The 11784-nt window shown below is 40.3% G+C and carries 11 protein-coding genes; 8 read left to right on the top strand and 3 right to left on the bottom strand.

Features of this window, described 5'->3' with window-relative positions; genetic code table 11:
• Positions 1–70: 70 nt before the first annotated feature.
• From IRQ78_RS09715 to IRQ78_RS09705, 3 genes are all read left to right on the top strand, one after another.
• Positions 71–1468: a PhoH family protein gene (locus tag IRQ78_RS09715; RefSeq protein WP_105174520.1), complete on the top strand. Its 1398-nt coding sequence runs from the start codon at positions 71–73 to the stop codon at positions 1466–1468.
• A 62-nt stretch (positions 1469–1530) separates the two neighbouring features.
• The gene (locus IRQ78_RS09710) at positions 1531–4959 is read left to right on the top strand and encodes an ATP-binding protein (RefSeq protein WP_194441930.1); all 3429 of its coding nucleotides are present in this window, start codon (positions 1531–1533) and stop codon (positions 4957–4959) included.
• Positions 4928–5851: a GGDEF domain-containing response regulator gene (locus IRQ78_RS09705; protein ID WP_054552684.1), complete on the top strand. Its 924-nt coding sequence runs from the start codon at positions 4928–4930 to the stop codon at positions 5849–5851. The genes IRQ78_RS09710 and IRQ78_RS09705 overlap by 32 nt, the downstream gene beginning before the upstream one ends.
• Before the next feature lie 37 nt (positions 5852–5888).
• Here the strand turns inward: IRQ78_RS09705 and IRQ78_RS09700 are convergent, their stop codons facing one another.
• Positions 5889–6269 (bottom strand): DUF3192 domain-containing protein, encoded by a 381-nt coding sequence (locus IRQ78_RS09700; RefSeq protein WP_194441928.1) that lies wholly within the window; start codon positions 6267–6269, stop codon positions 5889–5891.
• 163 nt (positions 6270–6432) lie between these two features.
• Complete coding sequence (locus IRQ78_RS09695; RefSeq protein ID WP_194441926.1) at positions 6433–7377, bottom strand: D-2-hydroxyacid dehydrogenase; 945 nt, start codon at positions 7375–7377, stop codon at positions 6433–6435.
• Between the two features lie 94 nt (positions 7378–7471).
• Between IRQ78_RS09695 and zntR the strand changes: the two genes are divergently transcribed.
• The 4 genes from zntR (at position 7472) to IRQ78_RS09675 (ending at position 10729) form a co-directional block, all read left to right on the top strand.
• Positions 7472–7885 carry a Zn(2+)-responsive transcriptional regulator gene (zntR, locus tag IRQ78_RS09690; RefSeq protein WP_194442228.1) on the top strand — a complete coding sequence of 138 codons (414 nt, stop codon included), beginning with the start codon at positions 7472–7474 and terminating at the stop codon, positions 7883–7885.
• Positions 7869–9098, top strand: coding sequence for an SO_0444 family Cu/Zn efflux transporter (locus IRQ78_RS09685; RefSeq protein WP_194441924.1), 1230 nt, complete (start codon positions 7869–7871; stop codon positions 9096–9098). The genes zntR and IRQ78_RS09685 overlap by 17 nt, the downstream gene beginning before the upstream one ends.
• Before the next feature lie 155 nt (positions 9099–9253).
• On the top strand, positions 9254–10384 hold the full coding sequence (locus IRQ78_RS09680; RefSeq protein ID WP_138598879.1) for a 1-acyl-sn-glycerol-3-phosphate acyltransferase: 1131 nt from the start codon (positions 9254–9256) through the stop codon (positions 10382–10384).
• Between the two features lie 99 nt (positions 10385–10483).
• Positions 10484–10729 (top strand): DUF1289 domain-containing protein, encoded by a 246-nt coding sequence (locus IRQ78_RS09675; protein WP_138616262.1) that lies wholly within the window; start codon positions 10484–10486, stop codon positions 10727–10729.
• On the opposite strand, the gene IRQ78_RS09670 is transcribed toward IRQ78_RS09675, so the two are convergent.
• Complete coding sequence (locus IRQ78_RS09670; protein WP_138598881.1) at positions 10726–11430, bottom strand: type 2 periplasmic-binding domain-containing protein; 705 nt, start codon at positions 11428–11430, stop codon at positions 10726–10728. The genes IRQ78_RS09675 and IRQ78_RS09670 overlap by 4 nt on opposite strands.
• 151 nt (positions 11431–11581) lie before the next feature.
• On the opposite strand from IRQ78_RS09670, the gene IRQ78_RS09665 reads away from it, so the two are divergent.
• Complete coding sequence (locus IRQ78_RS09665; protein ID WP_036966037.1) at positions 11582–11782, top strand: DUF3283 family protein; 201 nt, start codon at positions 11582–11584, stop codon at positions 11780–11782.
• The last annotated feature ends 2 nt before the right edge of the window (positions 11783–11784 follow it).

Genomic DNA, 11784 nt, shown 5'->3' with positions numbered 1-11784 from the left:
ATAGCTTCATCCGCCGCTTGTTTAGTTTATTGGGTATAGCATAAAAATCATAAAACGTAAGGAAAGTGCTATGGAAAAAGCTTCGAACCTTGATAGTAAAATGTATGTGCTCGATACCAATGTATTACTCCACGAACCCCTCGCTTATTTATCTTTCCAAGAACATGATGTTGTTATCCCCATGACAGTATTAGAAGAGCTCGACCACATTAAAGATAGGAAACATGACGTCAGCCGTGACGCCCGTGTTGCTATTCGTGGTTTAGATGAAGTGCTAAAGGACGCTTCTCCAGAGCAAATGTTGCAGGGTGTCGCGCTCCCTAGCAATAAAAAGGCTAAAACAGAATCTCGTGGTCGCTTAATTATCGTTAATGACCATTTATTTGCAGACAGTATTTCGGGGTTACCTGGCAACGAAAACGACCATCGCATTATCAATTGTGCTGTTCATTTGCAGAAGCAACACAGCGATAGCAAGGTTGTGCTTGTCACCAAAGACATCAATATGCGCCTCAAAGCGAAAGGGGCAGGGCTTAAATTTGTTGAAGACTACAGAACAGACCAATTAATTGACGACATAGCGTTGCTTACTAGCGGCTATAAAAAAATTGACGGTGATTTTTGGCAACAGGTTGGAGAATGCGAAACAGAGCAGCAAGGCCGAGATACCTATCATCATGTGGCAAAAAGCACGATTAGCGATGTGTTCTGTAACGAATATATTTTAGATGAAAGCGACCACTTTGCGGCTCGAGTAACAAGCTACGATGATAAACAAATTACTTTAAAAGATATCAGTGTTGAGCGTTTGATGAGCCATACCGCGTGGGGTGTTAAACCAAAAAATGTGTATCAAGGAATGGCACTTGATGCGCTGCTTGACCCAAGTATTGAATTGGTGATTTTAACCGGCCCCGCTGGCTGTGGTAAAACCTTGCTCGCCCTTGCCAGTGCCCTTGAAATGATTATTGAAAAAGGCATTTACGATAAAGTTATTGTCACTCGTAATACCCCAGAGATTGCTGAGTCGATTGGTTTTTTACCGGGCACCGAAGAAGAGAAAATGGCGCCGTGGTTAGCTGCTATCACCGATACGTTAGAAGTGCTGCATAAAGGAGATGAGAATCCGATTTCAAGCCGTAATTACATTATGGAAAAAGCCAACGTACAGTTTAAATCGGTAAACTTTATGCGTGGTCGTAGTATTCAAAATGCTGTTGTTATTTTGGATGAGAGTCAAAACTTAACCGCATCACAGCTGAAGACCATTATTACTCGCTGCGGTGAAGGCACTAAACTAATTTGCTCAGGTAACCTAGCGCAAATTGATAGTAACTACCTCACGCCTGTGACCTCAGGCTTAACCTATATTGTTGAGCGTTTTAAAGATTTTGAGGGTAGTGCCACTGTTAACTTAAACGGTGTAGTACGTAGTCGTTTAGCCAGCTTTGCTGAAGAAAATTTATAACTTGCCAGTATACCTATGCCTCGTTAACCTAGCTGTTACCGAGGTAAGGTACTTATAAGCCAGTGAATTTTTTACCGTTAAAGCATTACTATCGCTCTTTAGCAGTGGCACTTATTGTGCCGCTGTTAGTGGCGTTTTTTTTGTGTTTACACCTATATAATTTAAAACTTGAGCGGGCGATAGAAAGCAGGCAAAGCGGGTTTAATAATATATCCGCTCAGCTTAGCCATGCGATGAGTGCCGCAGATGGCCTTATAGACACCATGTTCAAGCTTTACGAGCAGCCACTTTCTTATGACTTTGATCCAAGTTGGGCACGCAATGTGAATCAATATGATCACTATTACTACCAAAGTGTTGGCGATGGAGTGGGGGAGATAGTCGGGCAAGGAAAGTTTGCCTCAACCGCTTATGCAATTAATCAGTGGCGGCGAGTTATCGCCCTTGGCCCCTCTTTTAATACTACCCTGTCACTTATTCAATCTTTAGAAGCGGTTGCTTATGTTAATGAGCAAGGTTTTGTTTATATTAAGCGCCGAAGTACGTCAAAAAGTGAATTCTTGACCAGTGTGTTAGATAACAAATTTAGGCCTCAATTAGTTAATAGTAATAAGCTTTCCTCAAGCTCTGTGTTGACAATTAATGGCCATGCTTATTTTGCAATTGGTAAGCAACGAGCAGCCAATAGTAGTGATTACATCGTGTTGATTTATGATCTTAAAGCAATTTCTAGCTGGTTAAAGAAAATAGCGCCTAACTATGGTGAGTATATTTTTATCAATCAAGATAACCAAGTTATTGCCAGCTCAAAAACAGCGCTTAACACTGCCATCAGTGCCAGCGAATATTGGCCGAATGTTGCTGTCGATATGCGCAAGAATAACCACAGCCATTTAGTGCAAGAAGCAACAAATTTACCTATTTACACTCGTTTCTATGAATCAAAGCAGGCCCTGAGTGAACCTGTTGGCTACGACATCTTTTTAGAATTCGCGTTTTTGAGTGTGTTTTTAGTGATGATGTTCAGCGCTGTTTTTTGGCTGAGTCAACGTATTTTTGTAAAACCAATGACGCACTTAATGAATTACCTTGAGCAGCATGATGAAGGTAAACAAGCGTTAGTTCATTATCGTATTCCTGTCGATTGGCAGCCTTGGTTCAGCCGTGTAAAACGAGTGTTTAGCCGCAATGAAGAGCTCGTCCAATCATTACAAGAGGCGAATAAAGCGCTTGACTCTCAGGTACAGGTAAAGTCAAAACAATTGCGTCGTAGTATTGATGCGAAAGAACGTCACTTAGCGTTATTAAATACCATGCTCAATAACGTGCCGGATCTTATTTATTTTAAGAATATTGATGGCTCGTTTTTAGGCTGTAATAAAGCGTATGAAGGCTATATTGGTTTGCCACAAGAGAAGTTAGTAGGCCAGCAATTATGTGATATTAGCGATGATAACGGCGAGTTAAATGAACTTGAGAAGCAGGTTTTAAGAGACAAAAAAACGTATCAAACTCGTCTTTCAAATTATGAGAAAACTTACCTTTTTAGCATTGTGCCATTTTACAACGAGCACCAGCAATTTCTTGGTACCATGGCGATTGGTCGTGATATTACCGAGCAGTATAATGCACTGAATGCACTACAAAGCTCAGAAGCGAAATTGCGCAGTGCTATGGAGTACGCAGCGAATGGGGTGCTTCTGGTATCACTTGAAGATCAAGTGCTGCAAGCAAATAAAGCAGCACGAAAAATCTTTGCAATTGAAAACGTTAATGGCCTCGAGTTGACAAACTTATTTGCTGAGCAGTCTTATCAGACGTTGAAAAATACTCTGACAGAGCTGCTGCATGAGAAGAAAAAAGTTTATCACTTTAGTCTTGAGCAGCAAGAACAGCAGCGCTGGCTGCAAATTAGTGTGTCCCTAGTTTGGAATGCCGAGCAAACACCAGATTATTATGTTGTTCATGTACAGGATGTGACGGATTTAGTGCAAGCAAAAGATGATGCTGAGCGGGCAACGCTCGCTAAAAGCCGCTTTATTGCTAATCTCAGTCATGAAATACGCACACCACTCAATGCAGTACTAGGCTTAATTGATGTTATTGCATTGCAAGGGCTAACTGAGCATCAGCGCACTCATGCAGAGCAGGCAAAAACAGCAGCTAATAGTTTACTGACGCTTTTAAATCGAATGCTTGATTTTGCACGTGCCGAAAGTGCTCAACTGGAAATGAATAAAGCGCCTATGAGTTTATCTGATCTAATTGATTTTAGTCGAGGCGTGATCACTCCCTTATGCACAAATAAAGGCATTGATTTTATCATTGACCGTGACGAGAACATCAACGAATTCTTAATTGGCGACCAAATTTGTTTGCAGCAAGTATTAGCCAATTTATTGACAAATGCAGCCAAGTTTACTGAACAAGGCACAATAACTCTGTGTTTAGAGCTGATTGAAGAGTCTTTAGAGCAGCAACTAATTTGTTTTACAGTTAAAGATACAGGTATAGGTATAAATAAGGCTGATCAAGGGCGGTTATTTGATGCTTTTACGCAAGGAGATGAGTCTTTAACACGCTCTCATCAGGGGGTCGGTTTAGGTTTAGCGATTGTTAAATATGAAGTCGCTTTAATGGGCGGAGAGATAAAACTTGATAGTGAAAAAGGTAAAGGCAGCAAATTTAGTTTTTGCTTACAGCTAGATAAAGCATCAGGACCTACAAAAAGAGAATTAGTTTGTTTGCCTTCGAGTACTGACTTATCTGGACTTTTAGTACTTGCAGTTGATGATAATCCGCTTAATTTGAGCATCATTAAGAGTATTTTGGAGCAAATAGATATTACTGTCATTTGTGCTCTAAATGGTAAAAAAGGTATAGAAATTGCTAAAGAGATCAAGCCTGACGTAATTTTTATGGATATTCAAATGCCTGTGATGGATGGTTGCCAAGCGACGCGAATTATTCGTCAATTATACACCAAAGAGCAAATGCCGATATACGCGCTTACCGCTCATAGTGAGGCTGCAGATATTGAGCATTCAATTGCGGCAGGAATGAATAAACACCTAACTAAACCTATTGTTGCGAGTAAATTGTTTTTAGCAATGAGTGAGCTTAAAAACTCAAAAGAAGCTTTTTTTGATAAGGCTTTTATCTTATCTCAGTTTGGAAATGATAATAAGTTAGTATTAACTATGTTGTCGAAGTTTGCGACTATGGCAGCAGAGCAGTTAATACAAATTTCTACATTAAAGACTACCGACGAGTTGATCCGCGTGGTGCATAATGTGAAAGGATCGGCTGGTAACCTTGGGTTTAAACGATTGTCAGCGTGCGCTCAGCATTGCGAGGCTACACTAAAAGCTAAAGGTGAACTTTCCGAACAATTAATTGATGAGTTGCAATGCCAAATAAAACAGGTTATTGCCTTTATCATCGAACAAGGATCTACTGATGTTGAAAAGAGCCAAGGTACTGATTGTTGATGACGATCCGTTAAACCGCTTGGTATTAGAAAAAACATTACAGCAAGACTATGATGTTTTTTGTGTTGAGAGTGGCGAAAAAGCACTGACGTTTCTAAAAACACAAAGTGTGGATCTGTTGATCTTGGATATTGTAATGCCAGGAATCGACGGCTATGAAGTACTCAACAAATTAAAAGAAAACGCAACGACAAGCATGCTACCGGTAATCTTTATCTCGGCAAATACTAGCCATGATGATGAAGCTAAAGGGTTAGAATTAGGGGCGATGGATTACATCACCAAACCTTTTAGTGCAGCGATCGTTCGTGCACGTGTGCGCAATCAATTAATGATCAAACAAAAAAATGACTTGCTTGAAATGCTCGCCTCAATTGATGGCCTAACAGAGATCCCAAACCGACGTTATTTAGATGAAAACTTAGCGCGAGAGTGGCGTCGTTGTCGTCGTGATCAAACACCATTATCAGTATTATTAATGGATGTTGATCACTTTAAACGTTACAACGATTGTTATGGTCACCGAGCAGGCGATGATTGTTTAAAACAAATTGCTCATGCCTTAGTTGGAGCATGTGAGCGAGGTAGTGACTTTGTTGCTCGTTATGGCGGTGAAGAGTTTGCAGCAGTACTTCCAAATACCTCTGCAAAAGAAGCTATGTCGTTTGCAAACAAATTACGTAATGCCGTTAATGAGTTAAACATTCCGCATAAAGCGTCACTAAATGCCGACCATGTCACAATTAGTATTGGTATTGCGACCACGGAAAATGGCCAGGTGTATGCAGAGCAAACATTACTTGAAGAAGCTGATTTAGGTCTTTATCAGGCAAAAGATGCTGGGCGTGATCAGATAGTATCGAGAATGATAGCTATGAGTGAACATAAGTAGGCAATAGCTGCCTACTTACAGAATTTAAATATGCAAGCTAGCCATTGCTAAGTGATTTATAAATCGTATCACCCACACCGATTAACTTATCATTTTTAAAAACCAGTGGTGTACATTCGTCTTTAGTTATCTTGCCATCAGAATGAATACTATGGGTTGCATAGAATAATACTTGGTACACATCATCACCCTGCTTTAATAACTCGCTAAAGCTAGGAGTATTTAGTTTGTTTAATACAGTTTGATAGCTGGTATCTAATGCAAGATTAGAGATCACTTCACGGTTATTTTTATGCTGCTTTTGCCAGCTAGATGAGCTTCCCGCCCAATGTGTGTCTGCTTCACCGTCAGAAACAGCAATGACACAACCAGTTAAAAATGGTGCAGTTAGCGCGGCAATTAGAAGTGCTTTTTTCATGTTATTTTATCCCGTAGAAATTGTTTTATAGTTGTTCACTTATTTGCAAACTACTTGCCAAACTTATAAAAGTAAATTAAATCAGTTTCTTAGGTTGTTTTTAGGTAAAGAGCCAAGTAATAAATTACTAACTACTTAGCTCTCTTGACTAATAAATTGCGATTTAGACCAACCTGTTACGCATCTCGCCTTGATTAAATGCTTGGATATTCAAAGCAATTTCGTTAACTAAACGCACGATAGATTCTTGGCTGGCCCAAGCAATATGCGGAGTAAGTAATAAGTTTGCGCCTTTATACTGTGCCAGCGGATTTGATTGCTCTGCAGGTTCTTTACTGAGTACATCAACACCGGCTCCGGCAATAACATTATTAGCTAATGCGTCAGCTAAATCGACTTCATTGATAATTCCACCACGAGCAGTATTAATAATGATAGCTGACGGTTTCATCATGCTTAATTCTGTCGCGGCGATTTGGTTGCGTGTTTCATCAGTAAGTGGGCAGTGAACACTAATAATATCCGCTGTGGTTAGAGCATCATTAAAACTAACACGACCTTCACGAGGTGCATGGCCTTTTCGTTCACTGATGATGACATTAGCACCGAAAGCACGCGCTACATCGGCAACGGCTTTACCTAGTGAACCGTAACCAATAATTGCCAATGTTTTGCCTGCAATTTCTTTAAAGCTGTAATCTAAACGGCAAAACATTGGACTTTGTTGCCATAAGCCTTGCTGGCAATCATTAATGTATCTGTGAGTATTACCCAGTAAATTAGTGATGAGGGTAAAGGTATGCTGCACTACACTCGGCGTTGAATAACCTGCGACATTGGTCACTGCGATGCCATGCTCTTTTGCTGCACCTAAATCAATGTTGTTAGTCCCTGTCGCTGCAACACATATTAATTTTAAATTAGGTAATTTGCTCATGGCGTGCTGATCAATCACCACTTTATTACTAACAACAACATCGGCATCTTGGCAGCGCTCAACAACCTGTTCTTTAGCGGTTAAATCGTAACAGGTTAATTTACCTAATTGCGCTAAGGCATCTAACGACGTGTTGGCTAATGTCGCTGTATCAAGGACAGTAATATTCATGTGCTTTCCTTTTTTAATTTATTGCTTGACCTTGGGGTGTACTCCAAGGTTTATAGTGAGCATAATAAATAAACGCTTCACAATGGAGACGGTGATGAAAATAGGTGAGTTTGCCCGTCAGTTGGGTGTCTCAACAGATACGCTACGGTACTACGAAAAGCATGGTTTGTTAACGCCTAGTTCGCGTTCAGACGTGGGATATCGTTTTTATTCTGAGAATGACCATAAACAAATGGCGTTTATTCTCAGAGCAAAGAATGTTGGCTTTAGTCTGGCTGAGATCAAAGAGTTATTGCAAATTAAGTTTCATAAAGATCAGCATTCTTGTCATGAAGTTAAAGAAATGACGTTACAAAAACGTGACCTCGTTGCACAACGAATTGCAGAGCTTACTCGCTTTTATGACTCACTTTCATTGTTAGCAGATAAATGTTGTGGCGGTGAAGAGCCTGCTGAAAACTGCTCAATACTAACGACGCTGGAGGATATCGATGGACTTACTCAATAATTTTTGGCATCTGTTTTTACTCTCAGCACCTTGGTTAATGCTGGGCTTATTCATAGCAGGTCTTCTCAATGTATATTTGCCTGCTAACTTTCTTAACCGGCATTTAGGCAAAGAAGGGTTGTGGACCACAGTTAAAGCAGCCTTTATAGGTGCTCCAATGCCCTTGTGCTCATGTGGTGTGATCCCAGCAGCCATTGGTTTAAGAAGAGCGGGGGCATCGAAAAGTGCCACCACCGCATTTTTAGTTTCAACCCCTGAAACTGGGGTCGATTCGGTTTCGGTATCTTATGTGTTGCTAGGCCCATTTATGGCGATAATTCGTCCTATTGCCGCCGTGTGCAGCGCCATTGTGGCCGGCGTCTTAGTGGGGAAAGACAGTGAAATCCAACAAGTACAAAGTACAGAATCAGATAAAGAAAGTACTAAAGCAGACTCTTGTTGTAGTAGTAAACAGCCAAAGCCTGTGACCACAACGAGCTGTTGCAGTAAAGAGACGCCAGCAAAGCCCGCACAAAGTTGTTGTAGTAGCAAGGAATCGCAACCAATACAAGAGCAGCAACAAAGTTGCTCAACAGAAAAAGCAGCGCCTATACAGAAAAGCTGTTGTAGCAGTGAGCAGCCAACCAAAGCCGTTGAAAGTCGTTTTAGCAAACTGAAACGCGCGGTGAGCTTTAGTTGCAATAAGCTGCTTGAAGACACCATGATTTGGCTAATGATCGGTTTATTCTTTGCAGCGCTTGTACAAACTTATGTACCAGAATCTTTTTTAAGCCAGTGGGGGAATGGCATCCTTGCTATGCTGGTGGTTATTTTAATCAGTATTCCTATGTATATTTGTGCAACTGCATCGACACCTATAGCGGCAGGTTTATTACTCAGTGGTGTATCTCCGGGGGCGGTGCTGGTGTTTATGTTAGCTGGGCCGGCAACCAATATCGCAACGCTTGGTGTCGTTGGTAAAGAGCTTGGCAAGCGAGCGGTATTTGCCTACCTAATAGGTGTGATTGGCACGGCACTGGCTTTTGGCTTTTTAACCGATTATTTAGTGGCGCAATATGGTTTTGTGGTAGCGCCGATGATGGGTGAAGAGCACGAGGTTCTACCTCATTGGTTAAGCCTTGCTGCAGGTATTGTGTTGGCAATTTTAATACTCAGATTGCTGTTAAAAATGGTATTAAAAAAATCCTCGCAAACTGGTAAGAGCATTGCTTAATTATTTGTTATAGATAAATATTTTATACATTGATTGGCATTTAATTTGGTTAACTATCGCGTCTCGGTTCGCATTTAAAATTGCCTGAGTTATAATCCGCCAATTATTTTTAACGGTACGCTTTGCGTGCCGTTTTTTAACTTAAGTAGTTTTTAATGAGTGAAAGTGTGGATAAATACGCCGACATAAGACCTTACAATGATGATGAAGTAGCTGACTCAGTAGCGCGTTTGATTGCTGATAATGCCTTTGTAGATGTAATCGCTAAGTATAACTTACCGCGCTTTTTATCGAACTTCCCATTTATTACTCGCCCATTAGTGCGCAGCCAGCTGCGTAAAAAGTGGGGTAACACCGCATCGGTTGAGCAAGTTCAGCACGAAGTGGCTGATTATTTGAACAAACTAATCACCCGCACTACTTCAGAGGTAACGTTTTCGGGCATTGATAAACTAGACCCAAAACAAGCTTACTTATTTATCTCTAATCACCGCGATATAGTGCTTGATCCTGCGCTCGTTAATTGGGGCTTGTTTAAGCACAACATGCCGACAGTTCGTATCGCCATTGGTGATAACTTACTGCAAATTCCTTATATCACTGAGTTAATGCGTTTAAACAAGAGCTTTATTGTGAAGCGCTCAGCGAAAGCACCGAAAGAGATGCTAAAAGCGCTGTCGCAGCTGTCTGCTTATATTTATGACTCACTTGCTGAAGGCCACTCAATTTGGATAGCGCAAAAAGAAGGCCGAGCAAAAGACGGTTTTGACCAAACAGATCCTGCCCTGCTTAAAATGTTGCAGTTACAAGGCCGCAAGCAGAAGAAAGAGTTTGCTGAATACGTACGCGAATTAAAAATTGTACCTGTGTCTATCTCTTATCAATACGAGCCATGTGCGATTGCTAAAGCGAAAGAGCTTTATCATAAACAGCAACATGGCCAGTATGTGAAACAGCAGGGTGAAGACATAGCAAGTATTGTTGAAGGTTTTAGCACCGCTAAAGGGCATGTACATTTAGCGTTTGGCGAGCCAATTGAGTCGGGCTGTGAATCGCCTGAAGAGCTGGCAAAAACTATCGATCAGCAAATTGTTGATTCGTTTTTCTTACACCCAGGCAATTATATTGCAGGTGGTTGTACGCAAGCTGTGATTAATGAAAAAGATGCCGCTGCATTTAATGAGCGTATCGCAAAAGTGCCAGAGGAGTTAAAGCCTTTGGTATTAGCTATGTACGCTAAGCCTTTTCATCGTAAAGCAGAACTTGCAACAAGCGAGTCTAAGTAAGCGAAACAAATAGTTTAAGAAGCCACTTTTTAAAGTGGCTTTTTTTATGGTTAATTTTCAGGCTATACTTTTACTATTACTTATTAACCGGCATTTGTGATGCAACAGATTGAAATATTTGAAATTCCAAGCCCTTGCAAAGGGATATGCCAAGTTAATAACCGGGGTTATTGTAAAGGCTGCTATCGTAGTCGTGATGAGCGATTTTATTGGAATAAGTTTACCAATGCAGAAAAACGTAAAGTGATCAGTCTATGCCAACAGCGTTACAAACGTTACCTTCAGAAAAAGCAACAAGCTGAAAATCAACAATCAACGCCTGAGCAAGGAGGGTTTGATTTCTAAAATTCGGTGAGATTGTACTTTGATTTTAAAAATTGCACAGTGCCATTTTCATCAAATTTCTCTAGTACTCTAGTTAGTTTGGGTATTAGTTTCTCATGACGTTTATGAACAAAGTGATAGCTTTGCATTGGCATCAGCACTTGTTTGTGAAATGCATCTTGATCAAAGTCAGGGTGTTTAGTTGATAACATAAAATCGAGTAAAATTGCGCCTTCAACACGATTTTGCGTAAGTAGATTCAATTGAGCCGTGACATTTCTAACTTTTATTACATCACCTTTAAAAGGGTGTCGTTCAATGTAACTCTGTGCTGCAGGGTAACTTGATTGGATTGCGAGCGATTTTAGTTTTGGGTAATAGCATGTTTTGCAGTTTTTTAGCAGGATTAAATTAAAATCAAATAAAGGGTAGTTCACTTTTATTAAGTTTGGATAGCCTTCTTTGACATCAGCAATGCGACCAAGCTGACCATCTAATACACCTTGATTTGCGGCCTCTAGCGCATTTTGATGGCTAAAATCAATGATACTCATTTCGTAGCCAATTTCTTTATAGGCCATTTTAAGTAAATCAATAACAAAGCGAGCTTGTGGAGTATCAGCAGGGCGATTAAAAAAGAGAGTGTGGGTATTGGCTAAACTTGAAAAGCAAAAGAATAATAAAAAAAAGGCGAATCTGTGGCTCAGATATTTTGACAACATGCGTTCCTTGCGTACATAAATTGCTCGTTAATTTACTGGCAAGTGTTGCTAAAATCAAGTTTCGTCAGAGGCTTTTTTGGGCTAATTTATCGGATTAAACGATTTGAATTTTGTTATACTAGATAAATCAAATTATTAAAGCTGAGAAAGTATGAGTTTCAATTTATGTAAATTGCCAAGAGAGCAAAAATATCAAATTCAATTGGACTACGAAGCATCATTTTGGGCTTATCAAATAAAGCGCGGTAAAAATACGCGTGAAGGTGTTTATACTGCAATAAATAATCGTCCTATGTCTGAGCAGGCTTTTCTTAAGCAACAATTTGAGCATTACCTTTCGTTAATGAGCTAGTC

Origin of the sequence: Pseudoalteromonas simplex, assembly GCF_015278155.1 — a bacterium.
GTDB classification, from domain to species: domain Bacteria; phylum Pseudomonadota; class Gammaproteobacteria; order Enterobacterales; family Alteromonadaceae; genus Pseudoalteromonas; species Pseudoalteromonas simplex.
The sequence above is the reverse complement of the archived record's forward strand: the minus strand, read 5'-3'. Positions and strand labels throughout refer to the sequence as shown.